Consider the following 25237-nt stretch of genomic DNA (forward strand, 5'->3'; position numbering starts at 1 on the left):
CGCACGCGCCGAGTGTTGCCGCGACAGGGTGGGGGTGGTCAAGCGCGCAAGCGGTGGGGGGCGAAAGGGCAGGGGCGCATTGCGAGCCGCTTGGTGCCGCCTAGACCCCTGCCAGACCCCCGTCAGACCCCTTCCAGACCCCCGCCAGCCCGCCGTCGGCAGGCCTCTGGGGCGATGTTTCACGTGAAACATCGAGCGGTCAGGCTCTCCTGCGTCCCGCGGTCTCGGGAAGCGCGAACCAGATCCCGGCCGCCATGAGAAAGCTGACCGAAGCAAGCGACATCACCGGGCCCAGCCCCACCGCCTCGGCAAGCGGGGCGGTGATCAGCGGCGCGGTCATGCTGATGACCCTGCCCCAGTTGTAGATCGAGGCCGCGGTCGACCTGAGGTGCGGCGGGTAGAGTTCCGACAGCCACGGACCCCAGATCGCCGAGGCGCTGAGCATCACGCCGTAGAGGAAGCCCAATGCCTCCAGCAGCGTCAGCGGCAGGGGGACGAAGAGGTAGACCGGGATGATCGCCGCCGCCATGGCAAAGCCCGCCGCGCCGCTCCTTCGCCCCAGCCGGTCGCTGATCCAGCCCCACACGAGGCCCCCCAGCGCCGCACCGACGAATTGCCAGCCCAGCACATCGCCCACGATGGTGTCGGGGATACCGCGTTCGGTCTTGAGATAGGTGCTCGCCCAGCCCGTAAAGGCTTGATATGCGAAGAAATTGAGTCCCGACATGGTTGCCAGCAGCAGCGTCTGCCGGGCGACGCCGGGCCTGAACAGTTCGGCAATGGGCAGCTTGGAAGCGGCGGTCGTGCTCCCGCCCACGGCCCCGCCGAAGGGGATGATCCGCCGGTCGTCGGGCACCACGAGGAAGGCGAACAGCGCCAGCACCACCGGCACAGCGCCGGCATAGAGCAGCACCTTCCAGTCGGCCCCGGCACGGAATGCTGCTGCCGACAGGAACCCCAGGGCCGAGACCGCGACATTGTAGGTCCCGAGCACGAAGCCCGCGATCAGCCCGCGCACCCCGGCCGGAAACAGGCCCGAATAGATGCCGACCGCAATCGGATACATTGCCCCCATGAAGAAGCCCATCAGCACCCGCTGGCCGACGAGTGCGCCATAATCGGCCACCACCAGCCCGGAGAGCAGCATCGCGCCATAGCCGATCATCGCGATCACCAGCGCATTGCGCCGCCCGATGGTGTCGGCGACCTGCCCCATCACCACCGCGCCAAGGATCGCGCCCACCGCCTGCACGGTGTAGAGCGAGCCCGACTGGGTAAGCGTCAGGCCGAGATCGTCCTTGATATAGGGCCGCAGGATATCGACCGTGTTCCACGACCAGGCGTAGAAGAAATAGCCGACCAGCAGGAACACGAGCGCGGCGATGCGGCGGGCCGCGCTGATATCCTCGGCGCGGGTGAGCGCGCTCACGCGGCAAAACCCGCCGCGCGGGCGAGGCTGGCGGCCCCTTCACGAATGAAGCCGTGGTCCGATCCCAGCAGGAAGAAACTCGCGCCCTGTTCGCGCCACAGGGCCACGTCTGCCGACCGGGGGGTGAACATCCCGCAGGCCCGCCCGGCAGCGCGGCAGGCGGCAAGGATGCGCTCCACAGTTGCGATCACGTCGGGATCGTCAGGCGATGTGCAGCCCAGGGCAATCGTGAGATCGATGCGCCCGATGAACAGCGCATCGATCCCCGGCACCGCGGCGATGGCGTCGATTTCGTCAAGCGCTTCAAGGTCTTCGATCTGCGCGATCACCACGCTGCGCGCGGCGCTGGCGGCGAGGTGTTCGGGGATCGGCGTGGTGCCGTATCCCGCCGCGCGGCTCGATCCGGCATAGCCGCGCCGCGCGGGGCCGCCGCCGGGGCCGTAGTGGACGCTGGCGGCGATCGCCTCGGCCTCGGCGGCGGAGCGCACGTGCGGCACCAGCACGCCGTCCGCGCCGCAATCGAGGGCATTGAGGATCTCGTGCGCCGCCGAGGAGGCGGGCCGGACCAGCACCGGCATCCCCCCGGCGCGCGCGGCGAGGATGCAGGCATCGAGATCGCGGCGGTCGAAGGGGGCGTGCTCGGCATCGAGGCACAGGCAGTCGAGGCCCGTGCCGGCCAGCACCTCGACGATATGCGGGTGCGGGGTCTTGACGAAGGTGCCCAGCAAGGGGGCGCCGCTGGCGAGGCGGGTCTTGAAGCTGTCCATCGCCCTCAGGCCGCCACGCCGCGCCACAGGCGCTCGCTCGCCAGCGCTGCGCCGTCTGCCAGCGTCCTGAGCTTGGCCCAGACGATCTCGGGATCGACCACGCCGAACCCTGCGAAGGTCGAAAAGCCGCAGTCCGTTCCGGCGATCACCCGCTCACGCCCGATGATGTTGGCATAACGCTCGATCCGCTCGGCGACGACGCGGGGGTGTTCGATGAAATTGGTGGTGCTGTCGATCACGCCGGGGATGAGGACCTTCTCCTCAGGGATGAGGTGCGCCATTTCGGCGAAATAGGTCCAGTCGGCCTGGTGGCGCGGGTTGCTGGTCTCGAACAGCAGGCCGGCGGGCTTGGCCTGCATCAGGGTGGGCAGGATCACGCCCATCTCGACGTCGCAGCAATGGGGGCCCTCGTAATTGCCCCAGCACACATGCATCCGCACGCGATCGGCAGGAACGTTGCGCAGGGCGTGGTTCAGCGCCTCGACATGGCCGCCGATAAGGCGCAGGTATTCCTCGTCCGAACGGTCCTTGTACATCATGTGGCGGCCCAGTCCGAGGTCCGGGCTGTCCAGTTGCAGCAGCAGCCCCGCCGCGACGATGGCCTCGTATTCGGGCCGCATCGCTTCGGCCAGCGCCTCGAGATAGGCGTCCTGCGAGGGATAGTGCTCGTTGGGCTGGAACAGCGCGATCACGCCGGGCGAGGCAGAATTCATGAAACCGCCGACCGGCGCGTGGTTCGCCATCGCGGCGGCCATGTGGGCAAGGTCTGCTTCGAGCGGCGCCATCGACTTTACTTCGATAGGCCCGATGCACTTGGGCCGCCGGTAGGTGGGCGTCCCGCCGCCCTTGGCCTGCCGTTCGAGGAAGCTCGGGAACATCTCGAGGTCTTTGGGCGGCGTGCGCGGGCTGTCGCCGTCAAAGCCGGTGATGCGGTCCTTGATATAGGTCGCGTAGCTGATCTTGGACATCTCCCCGTCCGAGACGAGATCGATCCCGGCCTCGACCTGAAGGCGCACCACATCATCCACCGCCGCGCCGATCACCGCATCGAACCGGGCCTGATCGATGGCCTCGCCGCGTTCCTGCGCGAAGACGAGATCGGTGACGTCCCTGGAGCGCGGGAGCGAGCCGACGTGGGTGGTCAGGATGCGTTGGGGCATGGGGTCAGGCGGTCCTCTCTTGAAGGGCGTGTGTCGCGGCGAGCCACGCGGCCAGCTGCCCGGCGAGCGCGCGGGGCGCCTCGAGCGGGAGCATATGGCCGGCAGACTCGATGTGGAGCTGCGCACCGGGGATCAGCGCCTGCCAGCGGCGGTGCCAGTCGGGCGGGCAGAGCGCGTCCTCCGCGCCCGCCATCAGCAGGACGGGGCAGGCGAGGCGGGCGAGCGCCGCAACCCGGTCGGCGCGCCGGCGCAGCGCCTCGGATTGGCGGATGAACACCTCGGGTCCGAGCGCCATTCCCATGTCGCGCAGCAGGTCGAGGAGGGGCAGGTTGCCGCGGTTGGCAGCGGCGAGGTAGTTGGGCTTCAACTCCTCCACCAGCACCCGCTCGAGGCCACCTGCACGGACTTCGGCCTGCTGGGCGGGGCGGTGCGCGGCACGTTCCGGCAAGTCGGCGGTGGCGTTGTAGCCGATGAGGGCAAGGCCCGCGACGCGTTCGGGCGCCAGCACCGCCATCTCGACCGCGACGATCGCGCCCATCGAGAAGCCGACGGCGAGGAACGGCCCGTCCCGTGCCGCCAGTGCGCGAGCGGCCATCGCGGCGATGCTGTCGTCGCGCGTGGTGTCGGCATCCACCGCCGCGTGCCCTGTCGCCGCTTCAAGCGTCTGCCGGACCGTCTCGGTCCACAGCCGGGCATCGCACATATTGCCCGGTATCAGGAGCGGGAGCGGGGCGGCGTTCATCCCAGCCGCGCCGAGCGGCCGGGCAGGAACTCGCCGCCGAACAGGCGCTGTTCGGGAATCATGCCGGGCTGCTCGATCCGCTCGATCAGCATATCGACCGCGGCCTGCGCCATGCGCCGCACCGGCTGGCGGATGGTGGTGAGCTGGTAGCCGCCCCAGGTCGCCGGGCCCACCCCGTCGAAGCCGACGATAGACAGCTGTTCGGGGATGGCGAGGTCATAAGTGCCGCGCGCGCAATCGATCGCGCCCATCGCCATCGCGTCATTGGTGGCGATCACCGCATCGAGCTTGCCGCCCGCAGCCTCCATCAGCGCGCGCAGCCCTTCCTCGCCAGAGCGATAGTCGAAGCGGCCGCGATGGAGGGGCGCCTCGATCCCCGCCGCGGCAAGATGACGACGCGCGGAATCGAGCCGCTCCTCGCCGACATAGCTGTCCTCCGGCCCGGCGATGATCCCGAAGCGGCGGTGCCCGGCGGCGAGCAGGTGCTTGACCAGCTCGCGCATCCCCGCCGCGCTGTCGCAGGCGACGCTGGCGGCCGGTTCGGCATCGCCGACGCGGTTGTAGAGGATGATCGGGATGCCGCGGTCGTGGAACTGGCGGATCTGCTCGTCCTTCAAGCGCGCGGCGATGATCGCCCCGTCGACCCGGTAAGGCCAGATCAGGCCCAGCATCTCGTCGATCTCGCTCTCCGCTGCTAGGCTGAACAGGAGCACCCGGTGTCCGGTCGCAGACAGGCGCTGGGTCAGCTCGGCAAGCACTTCGGGGTAATAGAGGTTGGTGAGGTTCGAGATCACCACCGCGACGAGATTGGTGCGCCGGGTGATGAGGCCGCGGGCGAAGGCGTTCGGCTGATAGCCCAGCTGCTTGGCCGCACGCATGATCTTCTCGCGCGTCTTGGGCGCGATCGAGGCGCCCTTGCGAAACGCGCGGCTGACCGCCGACTGGGAGACGCCGGCGAGTTCCGCCACGTCATACGACGTCGCGCCCGAGCCAGCGTGCGCCGCCTCAGGCAGCTTCTTCTTTGGCATAGCGTCTCACCCGGATGTCGGCCTGCTCCTTGTGCCCGGCAAAGCCCTCGATGGCGCACAGGCGCGAGCAATATTCCCCCACCATCCGGCTCGCCGCATCGGTCAGCACGCGCTGATAGGTACACGTCTTGATGAACTTGCCAACCCACAGCCCCCCGGTGAAACGGGCATTGCCGCGGGTGGGGAGGGTATGGTTGGTGCCGATCACCTTGTCGCCATAGGAGACATTGGTGCGCTCGCCGAGGAACAGGGCGCCGTAATTGGTCATGTTGGCGAGGAAATAGTCGGGATCGCGGGTCATCACCTGGACGTGCTCGGAAGCAATCTGGTCGGCGATTGCGACCATTTCCTCGTAGCTGTCGGCGACGATCACCTGTCCATAGTCCGCCCAGGCCTTGGCGGCGATGGGCGCGGTGGGGAGGGTAGTGAGCTGGCGCTCGATCTCGGCCATGGTGTCGCGCGCGAGCTTTTCCGAATTGGTCAGCAGCACGGCGGGCGAGTTCGGCCCGTGCTCGGCCTGGCCGAGGAGGTCGGCGGCGCACAGCTCGCCGTCGACCGTCTCGTCGGCGATCACCAGCGTCTCCGTGGGACCTGCTAGAAGGTCGATGCCGATCTTCCCGAAAAGCTGGCGCTTGGCCTCGGCGACATAGGCGTTGCCGGGACCCACGATCATGTCGACGCTGGCGATCGTCTCGGTACCGAGCGCCATCGCCGCGACCGCCTGCACCCCGCCCACGCAATAGATCTCGTCCGCGCCCGCCATGTGCATGGCGACGACGATCGCCGGGTTGGGCTTGCCCTGGTAGGGCGGGGCGACCGAGACGATCCGCTTGACCCCTGCGACCTTGGCGGTGACCACGCTCATGTGCGCCGAGGCGACCAGCGGATACTTGCCGCCCGGCACGTAGCAGCCGACCGAATTGACCGGGATGTTGCGGTGGCCGAGCACCACACCCGGCAGCGTCTCGACCTCGACGTCCTTCAACGCATCGCGCTGGATCTGCGCGAAGTTCCGCACCTGTGCCTGGGCGAAGCGGATGTCCTCGATCACCTGCGGGTCGAGCTCGGCATAGGCGGCGTCGATCTCTGCCTGGGACAGGCGGAAGTCGGCAGGGTTCCAGCCGTCGAACTTTTCCGACCACTCGCGCATTGCATCGTCACCGCGCGCCTTGATGTCGGCGATGATCGTTTCGACCGTGGCGCGGACCTGCGCATCGGCTTCGGCGGCGGCATCCTCGGTGATGCCGGTCTTGAGATAGCGTGCCACGTCTGTCGTCTCCCTACGAACGAACCGATCGTATGCACAAGTGACTTCGGATGCAAGCGCAACAGGTTGCCAAGGCGAGAGGCAGGCCGAGGAAAAGCGTAGTTTGCATGGCATTTCTGCAACAATCGCAATTGATGTGCGTCAATAAGTCGGTGTTGGAACGATTCATGTTGCATCCGAAGTCAAGTGTGGCATTTCTCGTCATCGGCAAGCTATCCGAGGGGAAATCACATGGCCGGTCAGTTCAGGGACGCTATCACCGTCGGCGTCAGCATCATCGCACTCGGCGCCGCCCTGCCGGCTCAGGCGCAGGAAAATGCCGCAAGCAAGGATGAGAGCGTCGGCATCGGCGAGATCATCGTCACTTCGCAGCGGCGGGAGGAAAACCTGCAGGATGTGCCGCTCTCGGTCTCGGCCTTCAGCGCGGAGCAGATTCTCGCCCGCGGGACCTTCGACATCGGGCGCCTCGAGGGGCTCGTGCCGGGCTTCACCTTCGGCCGTTCCGGCTCCGATGCCCGTCCCGCGATCCGCGGGGTGCGCACCGAGAATGTCGGCGTCAACGGCGACACCACAATCGGCTTCTTCGTGGACGGCATCTACCAGTCGCGCGCCAGCCAGGCGACCACCGGCTTTGTCGACATCGAGCGGGTCGAGGTCCAGCGCGGTCCTCAGGGCACGCTCTATGGCCGCAACACCTTCGGCGGTAACATCGAGATCCGCTCCGCGCGCCCCAAGCTGGGTGATCTGCTGGTCGGGGCGGACATCCATGTGGGTGAGTTCGGGCGGTTCCGCAGCGATGCCTTCGTCAACCTGCCGCTGGGCGATACGCTGGCGGTGAGGGTCGCCGGGTCATACGAGACCTCCGACGGCTGGGTCGAAAACGTCAATCCGCTCGGCAACAACCTGTTCGACGACGATAGCCGCTACCTTCGCGCCGCGATCCAGTGGGAGCCGAACGACGCCTTCTCGGCCTACCTCAAGTTCGACTATTCGCTCCGCAAGGGTGCGGGCGGCTCGGCCTTCGGCTACAAGATCATCGGGTCCTATTTCGACGTCGGCTCGCGCCAGCAGCTCTACAACGCGACGCCGGTGTTCCTCAACACCCGCCCCGGCAACCGGGACGCGATCAACGACGCGCTGCCGGGCGGCGCTGCGACGAGCGATCTGGGCGTGCCGATCGTCGCGCCGGGTGATGGCTACACCATCGACACCGACCAGCCGACCATCCTCGATCTCGAGAACATCGCCTTCACCGCCGATATCGCCTATGATTTCGGCGGGGTGAAGCTGCGCTCGATCACCGGCTACACCGATTTCGGCGCGGTGCGCACGTCGGATTCGGATTTCTCCGGCAACCAGATCGCGATCGATTTCCAGGACACACGCGCGGAGACCTTCAGTCAGGAAATCCAGCTGCTGTCCAGCGACACGACCAGCCGGCTCGACTGGGTGGTGGGGGCCTATTACTTCAAGGACGACCTGACCGGCATCTTCATCAACCAGCAGTTGCCGCGCATCATCCGCAACGTCACGCCCAACCTCAACCTCGCCCAGAACGGCGCGGGCTTCTATGACCAGCAGCGCGCCTCGACCGAAAGCATCGCCTTCTACGGGCAGGCGAGCTACGAGGTGGTCGACAATCTGCGCCTTACGGCAGGGCTGCGCTGGACCCAGGACACCAAGGATTTCGCCTTCGCCAATGCCAACGCCGTGCTGCCAACGGCCGGCACCCCGCCGGTGCCGCAGGGCAACGCGATCACGCTGGCGACCGGGCCGATCCCCGACAGCGCCTTCGGGGTGCAGGGTGCGGCCACCAACTGCACCTTCACCAGCTTCCCTCCGCCGCGCCCGGGTTTCCAGTGCCTTGCGGCCAACACCACCGTGCTGACCGGGGCGACCTATGACACGGCCAAGTTCCGCAAGGCGACCTGGCGGCTGGCGGTCGATTACGACCTGACCCCCGAGAACCTCCTCTATGCGAGCGTGTCGACGGGCTTCCGGTCGGGCGGGTTCAATTCAGGCCAAGGGCCGGCGGCCTTGCAGCCGACCTTCGCTCCCGAAGAGGTGACGGCCTACGAAATCGGGTCGAAGAACCGCTTCCTCGACAACACCCTGCAGCTCAACCTTGCGGCATTCTACAACCGCTTCAGCGGTCTGCAGGAGCAGCGGCAGGTGCCCCAGGGCGCAACGACGCTCTCGATCATCGAAAACAGTGCCCGCGCCCGTGCCTACGGGGCCGAGGCGGAGCTGCTGTGGCGGCCGACGCCGGGGCTCGAGATCGGGGCGAACGTGGCCTATCTCAATGCCCGTTACTCCCAATATGACCAGGTGCCCGCACCCTTCGGCACGAGCATTCTCGTCGCCGACACGACCCAGCTTGCGCCGACAGTCGTGAACGGCGTGACGATCGCGCCCGCCGGGCAGCGCCGCGTCTTTGCGCCGGGCTACAACTGCGCGCTGATCCCGGGCACCGGCGGCCCCGGACAGGCCGCAGCAGCCTTCGGCTGCAATATCGGTGGCAATGCGATCCCGCACTCGCCCGACTGGACCGGCGCCGTCTTCGCCAGCTACGAGATCGACCTCGGGGACCTCGGCACGCTGACGCCGTTTGCGATCATGAACTTCTCGTCGAGCTTCTTCGGCCAGCCGTTCAACTCGATCCTCGAGCGGCAGGAAGCTTTCCAGAAGATCGACCTGCGCCTGACCTGGGCCTACAACGAGAACGTCTCGATCCAGGCCTTCGTCAACAACGTCACCGACGAGCAGACCATCAACCGCTTCGTGTGGGGCGGGGGCGGGGCGCTGCAGGCGAGCTTTGCACCGCCGCGCCAGTGGGGCGCGATCCTGAGCCTGCGGTTCTGACTGCCGAGGGCGACATAGGCGTCACAAGCGGAGGGGCGGGATCATTCCCGCCCCCCTTCTTTTGCGCTAGCTGCGATCAGGCTGCCGCGCCGCCGGCGATCTGGCGCAGCACTGCAATATCATCCCAGATGGTGACCTCTTCGCGCACACGGCCCTCGATGACCCGGAAGTGGCTGACCGCCATGATGAGCAAAGGCACGCCGGTGGGCGCGCCGTAGACCCCCTCGCCCGCGTGCGCGCCCGCCAGCGACCAGCGCACCGCCACGTCGCGCGCCTCGCCCAGGTAGGGCACCTCGGCGATGTGCTCGAGACGCAGACGCGCGCGGGGGCCGAAGGCGGCGCGGATCGGGGCGGACCATTCGGCGAGCTGATCGGGCCCGTAGAGGAAACGCCCGCCCGGCACCCAGGCATTCAGGCGGAAGTCGGAAAGGGCGGCGGCGCGGGCCGCGTCGCCCTCCTGCCAGCGGGCGCGCAGTAGGTCGGCGGCGACGGTCTGCGCATCGGTCCGCGGCGCGGCGTCGGTGCCCGTGAGCGCCTCGGCGTGGTAGGGGGCGAGCATCTGGGTGAGCGGCCTGCCCCTCTTGGCATCGCGGGCGGCCTGCTGTGCGGCGACCTTAGCGGGCGCAAAGCCCAGCTGTTCGACCAGCGCGAGGTTGTCGCGCACCAGCCATTCCTCGACGATGCGGTTCTCGCGGCACAGACAATCGGCGATCGTGCGCACCAGCACGCGCTTGCCCGTGGCGGGGCCGAAGTCGCTGTCGCCTAAGTTGGTCATCTTCGAGGTGATGAGGTGCGAGGAAAGGAAACTCCCGTCCCCCTCGTCCGACCAGATCACGTTGTCGCCATCGAGCCTGCGGTCGGGGAACGCGGCGAGCGTCGCCCAGGTGTTGTCCACCACGGTCTGTGCCCCGGTGATCGGCCCCGCGAGCGTGTGGATCGAGCAGTCCTCGGAATACCATTCGAGGCATAGTTCGACCTCGCGGTCGTGCCAGATGCGATCGGTGATGCGGATGATGTAGTGCGGGAAATCGACGAATTCGTCCGCGAAGCCCGGCAGCGCCATACGCCGTTCGGTGCCGGGGTTCATCATGTCGGTGATGTCGGTGGTGGCGACGCGCATCACGGGGGGCGACATGGGGCTCGGTTCTCCTATTGCGCGGTCCAGCCGCCGTCGATCAGCAGGCTGTGGCCGGTGATCATGGCCGCCGCGGGCGAGGCGAGATAAACCACCGCAGCGGCGACCTGTTCGGGGGTGGCAAGCTTGCCCATCGGGATCATCCGGTCTACGAAGGCCCTGAACGCCGGATCGGCGAAGAAGCCTTCCGTGAGCGGCGTCTTCACGAAGGTCGGCGCGACGCAATTGACCCGGATGCCCTGCGGCGCCAGCTCTACCGCCATCGCCTTCGACAGCCCCTCGAGCGCGTGCTTGGTCATGCAATAGACCGTGCGGTTCGGCGAGCCGACATGGCCCATCTGGCTCGTCATGTGGATGATCGCGGCGCCGCGCTCCATCCGCCGCGCAGCGGCGCGCGCGATGCGGAAAGGCGCGCGCACGTTGAGGCCGAGCATGAGGTCGAGCGCCTCGTCTTCGACGTCGGCGAAGGGCTGGGGGCGGTTGGTGCCCGCGTTGTTGACGAGGATGTCGAAGGGCGCGGCGGCGGCGATGGCGGCGAGCACCGTCTCGCCGGTGACGTCATGGGGCCAGGCTTCGAAGGCGGAGCCGAGTTCCTGCGCGAGGCCGTCAAGTTCGGGCGAGGGTCGCGCGACGCCGGTCACGTGGGCGCCTTCCGCAACCAATGCATGACAGATCGCGCGGCCCAGCCCCTTGCTTGCGCCCGTCACCAGCGCGCGCTTTCCGGCGAGCACGCCCGCCACGGGTCAGACCGCCTCGACAATGGTCAGGCCGTCGCCCCCGCGCACCTGCACCACTTTCGCGGGCGTCGCGCCGGGGTTCGACAGCGCGCGCACCGTGCCGACCGGAACGGTGATGGTGTCGCCAGGGCCGCAGAGCGCGGTTTCCTCACCGATCGCGACCGCGACCGCGCCTTCCTGCACGAACCAGACGTCGGGCACGCGCAGCCGATGCGGCGGAAGCGCGGCGCCGGGGGCGAGGGTCGCTTCGCTCAGCGTGAAGCCGTGGGGCCAGTCGATCGGGGGAGCACCGATCAGCAGCCGCTCCGTCACGCCGAGCGGGGCCGTCGCCCCCGCTGGCGGGCGCGCCATCCCCGCCGGGACCACGCAAGCCGCCAGCGCCTGCGAATCCGCGCGGGTCAGCGCCTCGACCTGCTGAGCCGTGGTCTCCGGCATGATCTTCGCGCCTGCGGGGACCGCCTCGCCCTTGGCGGTGTCGATCAGCGTGCCGTCCTCGAGCAGCACGAGGCCGTAATCGCGCGCCATGGCGAAGACATAGGGCGCCCACAGCACGTGCCCGGCATCGTCCCCGCCGAGCACCGCCCACAGGAAACCCTCATCCTCGCCGACATTCTCGAACCCGCGGAACATCCGGGTGGGCAGCGAGATGAGGTCGCCCGGCCCCATGAACACCTCTCCGTCCGTGCCGTGCTCACCGCTCATGAAGCGCCACTGGCCGGAGTGGACGTAGAACACCTCCACCGTCTCGTGAGAGTGCTGCGAATTGAGGCAGCGCGGCGGTTGGCGCGCCCCGCCGATGTTGAAGCCGTGCGGCTCGCTGATGTGGACGTGCTGGTTGGGGTTTTCGGCAACGCCCGGGCCGATGATCGTGAAGTTCTCCTTCTGATCCGAGCCCGGCGAACGGGTGTCGATGAAGGCATCGCGGCACGGCACCAGATCGGCATAGCGCACGATCCTGCTCTCGATGGCGGGCGCGAGGGTCACAGACTGGTCCGGGGATGGCCGCGCAAATGGGCGATGCGCGCGAACAGGTCGTAGCCCATCTGCAGCAGCAGGTGGGTGATATCGAGCGGCACCCAGTTCTCGGCGATCAGCCCGCTCTCGCAGCGGTAGAAATCCATCACCCGCATTCCCACCGAACGGCCCGTGGCGGGCATCCCGCAGAAGCCGTCGCCTGAGTGTGTGGCCGTGACGCTCGGCCAGCCGCCGGTGACGACGAAATCGCCGTCGCCGATCCGGGCGATGTGCTGGCCTCCGCGCCGGTCGGGAAAGGCGGCGAGGAAGGGGATCTGGTGGACGGTGCGAAAGCCCTCGAGACCGAAACACGTGCCGATCCCCGCCGGGCCGTACCAGGCGAAATCGGGGGTCCACCAAGGCGCGAGGTCCATCGAATCCAGCGACGTGCCGTCGAAAGTGCCGAGCGCGGCGTGCATCCCCCTTACTAGCGCGAGGTTGGCGTGGCCGGCGGCGTGGTCGGTCGCGGACAGCGCCCGGGTGTTGCCGCCCGGCGCGGGCCACTGGTGCTCCGCGCCGAGGCTGGGTGCGAGCGGCCACAGCCCTGCCTGCCGAATGAGATCGAGCATATCGGGCAGCATCCAGCTTTCGGCGATCCGTCCGTCCGCGCCGATGCGGTGGATTTCGCCGAAGCGGATCCACACCGCCTTGTGGCTCGCCGGAATGCCGACGAGGTCGGCGGTGAAGGTGCCGTGCCAGTGCCCCATCACCGCGACCAGCCGCGCCCCTTCGAACGTGTCGGTCGCGACGATGGCGTGGGTGCGCGCGGCGTGGTGCAGGCTGGAAAGGAGCGGGGTAAAATAGCCATCGAGGCCCGCGTCCAGTCCCGCCAGATCGTTGAAGGGGTGGGCTATGTGGAAGCGGCACTCGGGTGCGAAGATCGCCGCAGCAGCTTGGGCGCGCGCATCGGCCGGGGCGGCTGCGAGCGCGCGCAGGCCAGCATCCACCCTCTGCTTGTCCGCGTCGCCATCGGCGCTGGAAGCTGCCACTGCTATTCCTCCTCCGGTCAGTCCGACTACAGGCCCATTTGCATTCGCAGTCAATGACAAATAGGCACTGGCAAACTTTTTGTACCACGTCCCGCCCGCTCGTGACAAAGTCCGCATATACCGGGAGAAGAGGTGGCTTGAGGGCCGTTCGATTTGCGCCTATTCCAAACAATCGGTTCGGACGCTCGACGCCGGCTTTGCATCCGCATTCATCACTCATCCTCTTGCCAGAGCCGCACCCCATGCTCTCGATCCTCCACCTGTTCCGCATCGGCATCGGCCCGTCGAGCTCGCACACCGTCGGGCCGATGCGCATTGCGCGGCGCTTTGTCGCTGCTCTGGCCGAGGCGGGGAAGCTCGGCGATGTGCGCAGGGTGGCGATCGAGCTGCAGGGCTCGCTGGCGCTGACGGGGGTGGGTCACGGGTCGGTGAATGCCTGCGTCCTGGGGCTGATGGGTCTGGAGCCCGACAGCGTCGATCCGGACGCCGTGCCCGCGCTGCTCGCCGAAGCGGGAGCGGGGGAGATCCGGCTCCTCGGCACGCAGCCCGTCCCTTTCGACCGAGGCCGCGACATCGTGCTCGCTTGCGAGGTGGTGCCCGAACTTCATCCCAACGGGATGCGCCTGCGCGCCTATGGCGAGGACGCGGCGCCGCTTGCCGACGAGACCTGGTATTCGACCGGCGGCGGGTTCATCGCCTCGGCGCGCCAGCTTGCCGCGCCGAGCGCCGACGATCTTGTCGCGAGCCCGGTCCGCGCGGCGCTGCCCTATGCGTCGGGCGCGGAGCTGCTCCAGCTGTGCGAGACGCATGATCGCGACATCGCCGCCGTGGTGCTCGCCAACGAGGCCGTATGGCGCCCGGAGGCCGAGACGCTCGCCGGGATCGACCGCCTGCTCGCCGCGATGCGCGCCTGCATCGACCGGGGGCTGACGCAGGAGGGGCACCTGCCCGGCGGCCTCCAGGTCCGCCGCCGCGCGCCCGAGTTGTGGCGCAAGCTCACCGCCGCCCCCGCCAACGAGGCCGAGGCGCTGATGGACCGCCTCAACCTCTTCGCCATGGCGGTAAACGAGGAGAACGCTGCCGGCGGAAGGGTCGTCACCGCCCCCACCAACGGCGCGGCGGGGATCATTCCGGCGGTGCTGCGGCAATATTGTTCCGATGGGGAGCGGGCGCAGGATCAGGCGCGGCGCTTCCTGCTGACGGCGGGCGGCATCGGGATTCTCTACAAGCAGCGCGCCTCGATCTCGGGCGCGGAGATGGGCTGCCAGGGCGAGGTCGGCGTCGCCTGCTCGATGGCGGCCGCCGGGCTTGCTGCGGTGTGGGGCGGCACACCGCAGCAGGTCGCCGCGGCCGCCGAGATCGGGATGGAGCACAACCTCGGCCTGACCTGCGATCCGGTCGGCGGTCTCGTGCAGATCCCCTGCATCGAGAGGAATGCCATCGGCGCGGTCAAGGCGGTCAACGCCGCACGCCTCGCGCTCCACAGCCACGAGGTGGGCAAGGTCTCGCTCGATCAGGTGATCGAAACGATGCGCCAGACGGGCATCGATATGTCCTCGAAATACAAGGAGACCAGCCTTGGCGGGCTTGCGGTGAACGTCGCGGCTTGCTGAGGCATTGGCGTGCGGCGGCCCGCCGGACCCGATCAGAATGACTGATGCGGCTGTCGAATGGATCCGGGATCGATCACGACCTATCGCTGATCGCGGGTGACGGGATGCTCAAAGGTACGCGCGTGATCGAGCCATCTGGCCGGCTGAGCTCGCGGCCCATCTCCAAGTTTTTCTGGCAAGAACCAGCGCCATCTCTCCCAAGCCATCGGAAAGATGGTGGGCGCGACAGGGATTGAACCTGTGACCCCACCCGTGTGAAGGGTGTGCTCTACCGCTGAGCTACGCGCCCGCCCGGAAGGCCATGCGGCCCGGACAGGGGCGCGCCTTTAATGGGGTCGGGCAGGCTTGGCAAGCACCGCCGTCGGGCCGGGCGCATTTAGTCGCCGGTGAGCCAGGCCAGCACGCCGAGAAGCCCGCCAGATTGCCGCGATCCACCGCCGTCCGGCACTTGAGCCCCCGCCGGGCACGCCACGCACAGCGCCTGAATGCCCCGGGTGCCGGTCAGCCGTGCGAGGTCGCGGCCGAGACGGCTGGCGAGGCCCTCGCCGCGCAGCGCGGTCATCGCGAAGAGATCTCCAGCCCCCGTCGCCGGGCTGCTCCGCTCGGTGACGAGGCGGCGGATCAGGGAATCGTAATCGTTGCCGCTTTCGCCCAGATAGACCGCGTGCCACTCCCCCTCCTTGGCCCCGGCCTTGCCCGCCACCCAGGCGAGCGCTTCGGGGAGGCCGCCGAATTCGTCGACCAGCCCGTTCTGCCGGGCCGTGCCGCCGTCCCAGACCTGTCCCTGGCCGATCGCGTCGACCCGCTCCACCGGCATCCGCCGCGCCTTGGCGACAAGGCCGAGGAAGTTGCGGTAGGTGCCGGTCATGTTGGCTTGCAGCAGGCTGTCCATCGCCGGGGTGAAGCCGCCGACGAGGTCGGGCTGGCCCGACAGTGCCGTGGTGCGCACCCCGTCCGCCGTCACGCCAAGGCGCGGGGCGGCGTTCTCGAAGGTCGGCAGGACGGCGAAAACGCCGATCGAGCCGGTGACGGTGGCGGGTTCGGCGAAAAGCCGTTCGCCGGGGGTGGCGACCCAGTAACCGCCGCTCGCCGCGAGGTTGGCCATCGACACGGCGACGGGAATCTTGCGGTCGCGGTAACGCTGGACAGCGCGGCGGATCTCCTCGGAGGCGGTCACCGATCCCCCTGGCGAATCGACTCGCACCACCAGCCCGGCCAGATCATCGTCGAGCGCATCGTCGAGCAGCTTCGCGATCCGCGTGCCCCCGGCGGTGCCGGGGCCTGCCTCGCCGTCGACGATCTCGCCGGCGATGGTGACGACACCGATCTTCTTGCCCGGCCGCTTGTCGCCGATGTCGGCGAGATAGGGGGCGAGCTCGCTCTTCGCGAAGCTGCCGGGCGTCTTGTCCAAGCTGTCCTTGCCGGCCAGTTCGGCGACCCGCGCGCCGAACTGCGTCTTGTCGCCGAGCTTGTCGACAAGCCCCGCCGCGAGCGCCGCCTGCGCCATGTTGCCCTGCGCGCTCTCGATCCACGCCTGGGGATCGCCCGTGACCTTGGCGAGTTGCAGCTTGGGCCGGGCACGCGTGACGCTGGCCTTGTACTCTTCCCACAGCGCGCCGTAGAGCCCGCCGATATTGGCCCGCGCTTCCTCGGACATCGAGGTGCGCGTCCACGGTTCGACTGCTGCCTTGAACTCGCCCACCCGGTAGACGCGCGCGGTCACGCCCAGCTTCTCGAGCAGGCCGGCATAGTAGAGGTTGCTGCCGCCCGGTCCGGCGATCACCGCCACCCCCATCGGATCGAGCCACACCTCGCTCGCATGGGCGGCGAGCAGCATATGGTCGTCGGCATAGCCGATGCCCCAGGTGAGCACCGGCTTGCCGGCCTTGCGCACGCGGTCCATCGCCGCGCCGATCTCGGTGAGGTGGACCTGCCCACCGCCGAGGAAGGTGCCGAGGTCGAGCACCACCGCCTTGACGCGGGCGTCGGTCACCGCGGCATCGAGCGCGCGGGTCACGTCGCGCGCGCGCACCTCGCCGACGGGGGCGCTGCGCGAGAGGAGCACCGCAATCGGATCGAGCGAGGACTTCTCCTCGACGATGGTCCCCGACAGGTCGACGAGGAGAGCACCGTCCTTGACCGCACCCGGATTGGGCCGCGCCGAAAGGATGCCGAACAGGGCCACGAAAAACAGCAGCATGAACAACAGGACGAGCCCGTCCTTGATCCCGACGAGGACCTTCCACACCTTGCCGACGAAGCTCATCCGATGTCCCTTTTGCCTTGCCGGGACGATCTAGGGGCTTTGCCGGGCAACTTCTATCGGAAAGCGCAAGAGGGCGGGTTGAGCGGGCGATGCGGCTCGACTAAGGGCGTGGCTTCGATGGCAACGACCGCACCTTCCTCGACGCCGGGCCGCTTTCCGGCCGGGCGCCTTGCTTTCCCGCACCGCGACCTCACCGGCATCGGCCATCTCCAGCGCCACGAGATCCTCTACCTCCTCCACGAGGCCGAGCAGTGGGTGGCGCTGAACCGGCAGAGCGCCAAGCACACCGACCTTCTGGCGGGCCTCACCATCATCAACGCCTTCTTCGAGAATTCCACCCGCACGCTCCTCTCCTTCGAGATCGCGGGCAAGCGGCTCGGCGCTGACGTGGTCAATATGCACGCCGCGCAAAGCTCGGTGAAGAAGGGCGAGACGCTGATCGACACCGCGATCACGCTGAATGCCATGCGCGCCGATGCGATCGTGATCCGCCACGGCTCTTCGGGTGCGACGCGCCTCATTGCGGACAAGGTCGATTGCCCGGTGCTGAATGCCGGCGATGGGCAGCACGAGCACCCGACGCAAGGCTTGCTCGATGCGCTGACCCTGCGCCATGCACTTGCGGAGCGCGGGGAAGGGGCGGAGGATTTCACCGGGCTGACGGTGACGATCTGCGGCGACATCCTGCACAGCCGGGTCGCGCGCTCGAACATCCTGTGCCTCACTGCCTTGGGCGCCAAGGTGCGGGTCTGCGCGCCGCCGGCGCTGATGCCGGCCGGCGTCGAGGCGATGGGGGTGGAGGTCCACCACCGCTTCGACGAGGCGCTCGAGGGCGCGGAGGTGGTGATGATGCTGCGCCTCCAGTCCGAGCGGATGAGCGGGCAGTTCGTGCCGTCCCCGCGCGAATATCGTCATCTCTACGGGCTGACGACAAAGCGCCTCGCGCTCGCCCGGCCCGATGCGCTTGTCATGCACCCCGGGCCGATGAACCGCGGGATCGAGATCGACAGCGATGTCGCGGATCTTGCGGGCCGCTCGCTGATCACCCGGCAGGTCGAGATGGGGGTGGCGATCCGCATGGCCTGCCTCGATGTGCTGACGCGCGGCGCACGCGGGCTGGAGGGCTGGGCGTGATCCGGCGTGGTTCTTCCCGTTCGCCTCGAGCGAAGTCGAGAGGCATTGCGCATCGGTGTCTCGACTGCGCTCGACACGAACGGAGGTCGGGATGAGACAGGCGGAGCCGCTCACCATCGTCAACGCGCAGCTGGTCACTCGTGCGGGGGTCATCGACGGTGCGTTGCGATGTTGTGGCGGGGTCATCGACGCGATCGGGGCCGGAGTCGCGGCGCAAAGCCGCGACATGGTGGTCGATGCCCGCGGCAAGCTTCTCGCTCCAGGCCTCGTCGATTTCGGGGTTTTCGCGATCGACAAGCCCGCCTTCCACTTCGGCGGGATCACCCGCGCAGCGCTCATGCCCGATCAGTCGCCGCCGCTCGACCTGCCTAGCCGGGTCGGCTTCATCGCCAAGTCCGGCAAGCCCGACCTTTGGGTCCATCCGCTCGCCGCCGCCACCAAAGGGCTCGAGGGGCGCGAGCTTGCGGAGCTGGCGCTTATGCAGGAGGCGGGCGCCAAGGGTATCGCCACCGGGCGGCGCTGGATCGCCGACAGCGGCGTGATGCTGCGGCTGCTCCAGTATGCGGCGATGCTGGGTCTGGTGGTCGTCACTCATGCCGAGGACGGCGGCCTGGTCGGCGAGGCGGCGGCCACCGCGGGCGAGATCGCCACGCGGCTCGGCCTGCCCGCCGCACCCGCCGAGGCCGAAGCGCTCGCCATCGCCCGCGACATCGCGCTGGCCGAGCTGGCAAGGGCGCGGCTGCATATCCGGCAGGTGACGACCGCGCGCGGCTTCGATCTGGTCCGCGCGGCGAAGGCGCGGGGGCTGCCGGTGACCTGCGGGATCACGCCAGCGCATTTCATGCTGTCCGACCTCGCCATCGCCGACTTCCGCACCTTCACCCGCCTCTCGCCGCCCTTGCGCAGCGAGGCCGACCGGCAGGCGGCGCTTGCCGCGATCGCCGACGGCACGGTCGATGTCATCGCCAGCGGCCACGATCCGCGCGGGCCCGAGGACAAGCGCCTGCCCTTCGCCGATGCCGCGCCGGGGATGGCAGGCGCAGAGACGCTGCTCGCCATCACCCTGGGGCTGGTGCGCGACGGGGTGATCGGCCTGGAGCGCGCCTTCGACTGCCTTTCGCGCAACCCGGCCCGTCTGCTCGGCGTGCCCGCCGGGGAACTCGCGGCAGGGCTGGAAGCCGACCTCGCGCTGATCGACCCCGATGCACCGTGGATCATCGACCGGCGCAAGATGGAGGCGACCGCCGACAACACCCCCTTCGACCGTCAAGGTGCGCAGGGGCGTGTGCTGGGCCTGTGGAAGGGCGGGGTCCGGCTCGGCATCTGAGCCGTCTTGTTCACAAAAGTCATTCGGTGCGCAGGTCCGCGGCCGCGAACGTCAACCAGACCATTTCCTACATGCGACACAAAAGAACTCCCGGAAGGCGCGGAGCCTTCCGGGAGCCAAAGTGCTCATTGGGTGAACCGTGATGCGTTTCAGCGGCTGCGCGCAGCGACCTGCACCGGGCGATCCGCGACCGCGCCCTTGGGCGGGTTCGTGGCGGCATAGGCGAAGCAGCCGCGGCCGGCCGACTTGACCGTCGAACACATCGCCTTGGCGCCCGACTGGCCGAAGCCCTCGGCGGCGACGCGCCAGAAGGTGCGGCCGTCGACCACCGCCTGGGTGATCACGCCCTTGCGATCCTTGAGCTGCGGGAACTTTGCCTTGAGCATGGTCCAGCCGCGCTCGGCCTCAAGCTTGCTGTCGTAGGCCCCGAGCTGCACGAGGTGCGTGCTCGGCTCCTTGGATGCGGGCGCTTCCGCCGCCATGGCGGTCGCGGCCATGCGGCGCTGCTGGGCGACCTCGGCAACGCGCGGAGCGCCGGCCGTGCGGCGCGGTGCGGCGCTGCTGGCGAGCTGCTGCACCACCGGGTTCGAAACATAGCGCGGAGCCGCATAGGCGGCCGGATCGACCGTCTCGACCGAGGGCGCGGCCGGCGCGAAGGCTTCGTTGAACGCCGGCGAGGGATCGGCGGAGGCAACCTGCACCGGCGCCTCGTCCGCGGCGGGGACATCGGCCTGCGCCGCAGCCTCGGCGACCATGGTGGCCTGCGCCGGGAAGTTGGCGAGCGCGAGACGCTGCGGCTGGCCGCTGTCGGCGCGCGGCGTCACGTCGAGCAGCGCGGCGATCCGCTGCTGGAACAGTTCGGGCGCGGCATTCGCTGCCCATTCGGCAAGGCGCGCGTCGATCTGGTCGGCGGGCACATCCTCGGCGGCCATGACCCGCGCCATCCGCCAGTTGCCGCCCAGCGCGTAGGTGTAGGCGAGGTTCTGGCGCAGCTTGGGCGAGGCCTCCTCGCTCGCGCGGACCGCGTTCACCAGCACGCCCGCCCCGCGCTCGGGCTGCCCGGCCAGCGCCAGGGCCAGACCGAGGTCGGCGGGATCGAGGATGTCGGCATACTGATCGAGCAGCGCCGCCGCCGCCTGGCCCTGGCCGAGCCCGATCTTGGCGAGCGCGAAGCTCAGCACGGTGCGCGGGTTCTCGTCACCCAGATCGAGCGCGTCGCCGAAGCTGGTCGCGGCGGACTGGAAACGGCCCGCTTCGAGATAGGCGGCGCCGAGCAGGGCGCGGAAGCCGGGGTTGCGCGGATCGGCGAGCACGGCGGCCTCGGCGTGCGCAATGGCCTTGTCGACCTGGCCCTTGGCGAGCGCGCCCTTGGCGCTGCTGAACGACAGGTCGGCGGGCGGCGCGGAGGCGGTGGTGCAGCCGGGCAGGGCCAGCGCGGCGATGGCGGTGGTGGCGGCCATCGCGAGGCGCGGGCCCGTCAGGCGTCCGGTCTTGAGCTTGCGGTCCATGGTCGAATTCCCCCGTTGATCCTGGCTGTTCATGTGTCGTGCTTCGCGCCGGTCAGTGGCGCTTGAGGTGGTTGGCGATGAGATCGAGTTCGTCATATTCGGCGAGCAGGCGGTCCAGTGCCTCGGTCACCAGCACCTGCGCGCTCACGCCCTGCATGGTCGCGGCGAGGCGCAGCTTGAGGTGGCGGTCGGCATCGAGCCGCAGGGTGAAGGCAGCGCGGCGGCCCGACTGCACGGCGGGCACGCGGGTGTAGGTGCGGGCCGCCGTGACGCGCGGCGCGGCTGCGGCGACCGGCGCGGGCGCGAGCGGGGCGTAGAGCGATTCGCCGGCATACTCGCCGTCGAGCGCTTCGTCGGCTTCCTCGTAATCCTCTTCCTCGTCACCTGCCGCGTCGTGATTTTCGGGACCGGTCATCGCCGCATCGGCGAGCACGCGTTCCTCGAGCCGGCGCTGCTGGCGACGGATGATCGGACCGGGCGCTTCGAAATCGGGCGATATTGCGGTGCTGATGGGGACCACTTCGCCGCCGGCGTCGTCATCGTGGCCCATGTCGTTCCAGCCGAGATCCTCGAGTTGTTCCTCGGCAATGGGCCCGGCGGGCACCGCGTCGGCGACCAGCGGGGCGACCTGCGGACGCATGGCGGGCTTGGCGCCGCCCTTGCGGGCCAGCAGCGACGGGCCGAGCGAGGCGAAACCGGATTCGGACATGGTGCTCGGGCCCCCGTTCGCGCTTACTGGGCCACCCGGCGACCGAAGCCGCCGGCCGGACGCGGGACGCCGCCCATCTGCATCGCGCCGTTCGGGGCGGGCGAGAACACGGTGCGGCGGAAGTTCTTTTCCAGCCGGTCGGCGATATAGCGCCACAACGCGGCAATCTCGGCCGCCGAGCGGCTTTCGGGATCGACTTCCATCACGGTGCGGCCGTCGATCATCGAGGCGGCGAAGTCGGTGCGGTGGTGGAGCGTGATCGGCGCGACGGTGCCGTGCTGCGACAGCGCGACGGCGGCCTCCGAGGTGATCTTCGCCTTGGGCGTCGCGGCGTTGACGACGAACACCAGGGGCTTGCCCGCCCGCTCGCACAGGTCGACGGTGGCACCCACGGCGCGCAGATCGTGCGGGGAAGGGCGGGTCGGCACGACGATCAGTTCGGCGACCGAGATGACCGACTGGATCGCCATGGTGATCGCCGGCGGGGTGTCGATCACCGCCAACTTGAAGCCTTGGCTGCGCAGCACCTGAAGGTCATTGGCGAGCCGGGCCACGGTGGTCTGGGCGAAGGCGGGATATTCCGCCTCGCGCTCGTTCCACCAGTCGGCGAGGCTCCCTTGCGGGTCGATATCGATCAGCACGACCGGCCCGGCGCCGGCGCGCTGGGCCTGAACGGCGAGATGTCCGGACAGGGTGGTCTTCCCCGATCCGCCTTTCTGCGATGCCAAAGCGAGTACACGCAACGCCTGGGTCCCCCATGCATGATGCCGCTGCGTGCCGCCCGATTGCGGCGCCTGACAACGGCGGGTCGTGCATGGCTTCGCAGGATACCCCTAATTTAGGGTTAACGCCTTGAGGGCGACAAACATCCCGCGGCACGCCGAATGGCCGTGTGCCGGCGGTCGGGGCCTGATCGGTTGGCTACCATTTGCTAACCATATTCGCGCTAAAGCCGAGCGAAGGAATCTCACCATCCGCGTTGAACGAGGCAAAGCGATGACGATGACCAAGCTGTGGAACCTTGCGGGCATGGGCGCTCGGCTGACCGCTGCCGCGACAGGCGTGGCGGCGCTGGCGATGCTGGCAGGGCCGGCGCTGGCCGACGTCAAGGCCGGGGTCGACGCCTGGAGCGCGGGCGACTTCAAGAAGGCCGTGGTCGAATGGCAGGGACCGGCCGCTGCGGGCGATCCCGATGCGCTGTTCAACCTCGCCCAGGCTTATCGCCTCGGGCGCGGGGTCGAGATCGACAATGCCCGGGCGCGCAAGCTCTACGAACAGGCCGCCAGCCTCGGCCACGTCAAGGCGGCCGACAATTACGGGCTGATGCTGTTCCAGGAGGGCGAGCAGGCCAAGGCGATGCCGCTCATCAAGGCGGCTGCCGAGCGCGGCGATCCGCGCGCGCAATATGTGCTGGGCCTGTCGCACTTCAACGCCGATTACGTGGCGAAGGACTGGGTGCGCGCCTATGCGCTGATGACCCTGGCCAACGGGGCGGGGCTGCCGCAGGCGCGCGATGCGCTGGCGCAGATGGACAAGTATGTGCCGCAGCCGCAGAAGGTGCAGGCGCAGTCGCTCGCGCGCGACCTCGAGGCGCGCGCGCGTTCGCAGCGCTCCGCCGAGCTCGCCGCCGCCGAATTGGGGGCGCGGCCTGCGGTCCAGCCTGCGGCTGTCTCCGGCAAGGCGCCGGGCCCCCGGTCGCCTGCTGCCGTGACCCAGCCGGGCCGCGCCGCCGCTGCCATCGTCGCTCCCAAGCCCGCCGGGCTGCCGCCGGCCCCGAAATCGGCCGCTGCCCCTGCGACGATGATCGCTGCCGCGCCCGGCGCGGTCCCGGCGCCGCGCCCTGCACCGCAGGCGAATGCCGGCAAGGGCCGGTGGCGCGTGCAGCTCGGCGCTTTCGGCGTTGCGGCGAATGCCGAGCGGATGTGGAAGGAGGTCGGCAGGCACGCCGCGCTTTCGGGCACCAGCAAGGCGCTGGTGCCGAGCGGCAATCTCACCCGTCTGCTCGCCACCGGTTTTGCCAGCGAGGCCGACGCGGCCCGCGCCTGTGCCTCCCTGAAGCGCGAAGGCAAGGCCTGCGTGGTCGCCGGGCAGGGCTGACCCGCTCGGCGAAAGACGTGCAGAGCAGGGCGGGAGGGTCTTCCCAAGGCGCGCGGAACCGCTAATCTCCCGCCCGTCAACAGGCTTTGGGGGATCAGCCATGACCGACATTGTCGCGGGCGCCGCGGATTACGAGACCGTCACGCCCGCTGCCGCAGGCGCCGCGATCGCGCCCGTCGCGGCGGCCGAGCGCATCGAGACCTTGGACTTCATCCGCGGCCTTGCCGTGATGGGCATCCTGTGGGCCAACATCGTCGCCTTCGGCCAGCCCGCCAGCGCCTACTTCAAACCCGCCTCCTTCCTTGTGCCTGCGGGCGATCCCGGCGGCTGGCTGTGGATCGTCCAGTTCGTCCTCATCGACGGCAAGATGCGCGGGCTGTTCACGCTCCTGTTCGGCGCGGGCATGGTGCTGTTCATGGAGAAGGCCTGGGCGCGGGGGGGCACGCGCTGGCTCCAGGCCTGGCGCCTTGTCATCCTCGCCTGCTTCGGCCTCATCCATTTCTATTTCATCTGGTTCGGCGACATCCTGTTCGGCTACGCCGCCTACGGCCTTCTCGCGCTCTTGTGCATGAAGTGGCGTCCCAAGACCCAGCTCGGCATCGGGATCGCGGGCTACCTCCTCGGCTGTCTCTTCTATGCCGGAACGGTGGTGCCGTGGCTGATCCTGACGACGCCCTTCGGCGAATCCACGCCCGAGCTGGCCGAGCAGCGCACCGCCCTCACGCAGGGCATCGCCACCGAGCTCGCCCGCGACGACATCCCCAGCGACGCAATCGCTTCGGGCGACTACGCAGCGCTGACCGCGCACCGCCTCGGCGAGCAGGGGTTGGAGCCGTTCCAGAACCTGCTCCTGTTCGGCTTCGAGACCCTGCCGCTGATGCTGATCGGCATGGCGCTCTACCGGTTCGGCTTCTTTTCGGGCGCGTTCGCGCGGGCGACAATGATCCGCTGGGGCGCGGCCGCCTTCGTCCTCGGCGCGCTCGCGCACCTCGCGATCGGTCTCGTCATGCAGGCCGACGGCTTCAGCTTCTACGGCACCTTCGCCGCCTTCATCGGGATGAGCGCACTGCCGCGCCTCGTGATGACCGTGGGCCTTGCCGCGCTGCTGGTCGCCTGGGCACCCTCGGCGACCGGCTGGCTGGGCGAGCGGGTGCGCGCGGCAGGGCGGGCGGCCTTCACCAATTACCTCGGCACCTCGATCGTGATGATGTTCGTCTTCCACGGCTGGGCGCTCGGGCTGTTCGGGCAGCTGAACCGGCCGAAGCTCTACATCGTCATGGTGCTCGCCTGGATCGCGATGCTGGTGTGGTCCAAGCCATGGCTCGCGCGCTTCAACTACGGCCCGCTCGAGTGGCTGTGGCGCTGCCTCACCTATCGGAAGGTCTTCCCGCTCAGGAAGTGAGCCGCATCAGGGTTCGTCCGATGAGGGCTCCTGCGAGAACGCCCTTGTTAT

The 25237-nt window shown here is 68.9% G+C and carries 20 protein-coding genes and 1 tRNA gene; 6 read left to right on the plus strand and 15 right to left on the minus strand.

Annotated features, from left to right (window positions below; genetic code table 11):
* Positions 1-199 precede the first annotated feature (199 nt).
* Genes OPU67_RS10690 through hisD form a run of 6 tightly spaced genes read right to left on the minus strand, consistent with a single transcriptional unit; the run spans position 200 to position 6393 of the window.
* Entirely contained in the window at positions 200-1429 is a 1230-nt protein-coding gene (locus tag OPU67_RS10690; protein WP_267619528.1) for an MFS transporter, read from the minus strand.
* A complete protein-coding gene (locus OPU67_RS10695) occupies positions 1426-2196 on the minus strand; it encodes an HpcH/HpaI aldolase family protein (RefSeq protein ID WP_267619529.1) in 771 nt (256 codons plus the stop codon). The genes OPU67_RS10690 and OPU67_RS10695 overlap by 4 nt, the downstream gene beginning before the upstream one ends.
* A gap of 5 nt (positions 2197-2201) precedes the next feature.
* Entirely contained in the window at positions 2202-3356 is a 1155-nt protein-coding gene (locus OPU67_RS10700) for a cobalamin-independent methionine synthase II family protein (protein ID WP_267619530.1), read from the minus strand.
* Between the two features lie 4 nt (positions 3357-3360).
* Positions 3361-4098 (minus strand): alpha/beta fold hydrolase, encoded by a 738-nt coding sequence (locus tag OPU67_RS10705; RefSeq protein ID WP_267619531.1) that lies wholly within the window; start codon positions 4096-4098, stop codon positions 3361-3363.
* Complete coding sequence (locus OPU67_RS10710; protein ID WP_267619532.1) at positions 4095-5126, minus strand: LacI family DNA-binding transcriptional regulator; 1032 nt, start codon at positions 5124-5126, stop codon at positions 4095-4097. Before OPU67_RS10710 ends, OPU67_RS10705 begins: the two co-directional genes overlap by 4 nt.
* Complete coding sequence (gene hisD / locus OPU67_RS10715) at positions 5104-6393, minus strand: histidinol dehydrogenase (protein ID WP_267619533.1); 1290 nt, start codon at positions 6391-6393, stop codon at positions 5104-5106. The genes OPU67_RS10710 and hisD overlap by 23 nt, the downstream gene beginning before the upstream one ends.
* Positions 6394-6624: 231 nt before the next feature.
* Between hisD and OPU67_RS10720 the strand changes: the two genes are divergently transcribed.
* On the plus strand, positions 6625-9255 hold the full coding sequence (locus tag OPU67_RS10720) for a TonB-dependent receptor (RefSeq protein ID WP_267619534.1): 2631 nt from the start codon (positions 6625-6627) through the stop codon (positions 9253-9255).
* Between the two features lie 76 nt (positions 9256-9331).
* On the opposite strand, the gene OPU67_RS10725 is transcribed toward OPU67_RS10720, so the two are convergent.
* The 4 genes from OPU67_RS10725 to OPU67_RS10740 are packed head-to-tail and all read right to left on the minus strand — an operon-like array spanning position 9332 to position 13130.
* Positions 9332-10390: an ester cyclase gene (locus OPU67_RS10725; protein ID WP_267619535.1), complete on the minus strand. Its 1059-nt coding sequence runs from the start codon at positions 10388-10390 to the stop codon at positions 9332-9334.
* A 14-nt stretch (positions 10391-10404) separates the two neighbouring features.
* Positions 10405-11130, minus strand: coding sequence for an SDR family NAD(P)-dependent oxidoreductase (locus tag OPU67_RS10730; protein ID WP_267619536.1), 726 nt, complete (start codon positions 11128-11130; stop codon positions 10405-10407).
* Positions 11131-11133: 3 nt separating this feature from the next.
* Entirely contained in the window at positions 11134-12111 is a 978-nt protein-coding gene (locus OPU67_RS10735; RefSeq protein ID WP_267619537.1) for a cupin domain-containing protein, read from the minus strand.
* Positions 12108-13130, minus strand: coding sequence for an ester cyclase (locus tag OPU67_RS10740; protein ID WP_267619538.1), 1023 nt, complete (start codon positions 13128-13130; stop codon positions 12108-12110). The genes OPU67_RS10735 and OPU67_RS10740 overlap by 4 nt, the downstream gene beginning before the upstream one ends.
* Positions 13131-13372: 242 nt before the next feature.
* Here OPU67_RS10740 and OPU67_RS10745 point away from each other — a divergent pair, with 242 nt between their 5' ends.
* On the plus strand, positions 13373-14743 hold the full coding sequence (locus OPU67_RS10745; protein WP_267619539.1) for an L-serine ammonia-lyase: 1371 nt from the start codon (positions 13373-13375) through the stop codon (positions 14741-14743).
* Positions 14744-14957: 214 nt separating this feature from the next.
* Here the strand turns inward: OPU67_RS10745 and OPU67_RS10750 are convergent.
* Positions 14958-15032: transfer RNA gene (locus OPU67_RS10750), tRNA-Val, on the minus strand.
* A gap of 87 nt (positions 15033-15119) precedes the next feature.
* Positions 15120-17009, minus strand: a complete 1890-nt coding sequence (gene sppA, locus OPU67_RS10755) for a signal peptide peptidase SppA (protein WP_267619540.1) — start codon at positions 17007-17009, stop codon at positions 15120-15122.
* A 117-nt stretch (positions 17010-17126) separates the two neighbouring features.
* Between sppA and OPU67_RS10760 the strand changes: the two genes are divergently transcribed.
* Both OPU67_RS10760 and OPU67_RS10765 read left to right on the plus strand, forming a co-directional pair.
* Positions 17127-18143 carry an aspartate carbamoyltransferase catalytic subunit gene (locus OPU67_RS10760; RefSeq protein WP_267619541.1) on the plus strand — a complete coding sequence of 339 codons (1017 nt, stop codon included), beginning with the start codon at positions 17127-17129 and terminating at the stop codon, positions 18141-18143.
* Between the two features lie 91 nt (positions 18144-18234).
* Positions 18235-19470: a dihydroorotase gene (locus OPU67_RS10765; RefSeq protein WP_267619542.1), complete on the plus strand. Its 1236-nt coding sequence runs from the start codon at positions 18235-18237 to the stop codon at positions 19468-19470.
* Between the two features lie 149 nt (positions 19471-19619).
* Here the strand turns inward: OPU67_RS10765 and OPU67_RS10770 are convergent, their stop codons facing one another.
* The 3 genes from OPU67_RS10770 to OPU67_RS10780 are packed head-to-tail and all read right to left on the minus strand — an operon-like array spanning position 19620 to position 22430.
* Complete coding sequence (locus OPU67_RS10770; protein ID WP_267619543.1) at positions 19620-20978, minus strand: tetratricopeptide repeat protein; 1359 nt, start codon at positions 20976-20978, stop codon at positions 19620-19622.
* 52 nt (positions 20979-21030) lie between these two features.
* Positions 21031-21687, minus strand: coding sequence for a hypothetical protein (locus OPU67_RS10775; protein ID WP_267619544.1), 657 nt, complete (start codon positions 21685-21687; stop codon positions 21031-21033).
* A 23-nt stretch (positions 21688-21710) separates the two neighbouring features.
* Complete coding sequence (locus OPU67_RS10780; RefSeq protein WP_267619545.1) at positions 21711-22430, minus strand: ParA family protein; 720 nt, start codon at positions 22428-22430, stop codon at positions 21711-21713.
* Between the two features lie 253 nt (positions 22431-22683).
* Between OPU67_RS10780 and OPU67_RS10785 the strand changes: the two genes are divergently transcribed.
* Both OPU67_RS10785 and OPU67_RS10790 read left to right on the plus strand, forming a co-directional pair.
* On the plus strand, positions 22684-23784 hold the full coding sequence (locus OPU67_RS10785) for an SPOR domain-containing protein (protein ID WP_324255364.1): 1101 nt from the start codon (positions 22684-22686) through the stop codon (positions 23782-23784).
* 100 nt (positions 23785-23884) lie between these two features.
* Positions 23885-25186, plus strand: a complete 1302-nt coding sequence (locus tag OPU67_RS10790; RefSeq protein ID WP_267619546.1) for a DUF418 domain-containing protein — start codon at positions 23885-23887, stop codon at positions 25184-25186.
* Positions 25187-25237 lie beyond the last annotated feature (51 nt).

Source organism: Erythrobacter sp. WG, assembly GCF_026586795.1.
Lineage (GTDB): Bacteria > Pseudomonadota > Alphaproteobacteria > Sphingomonadales > Sphingomonadaceae > Erythrobacter.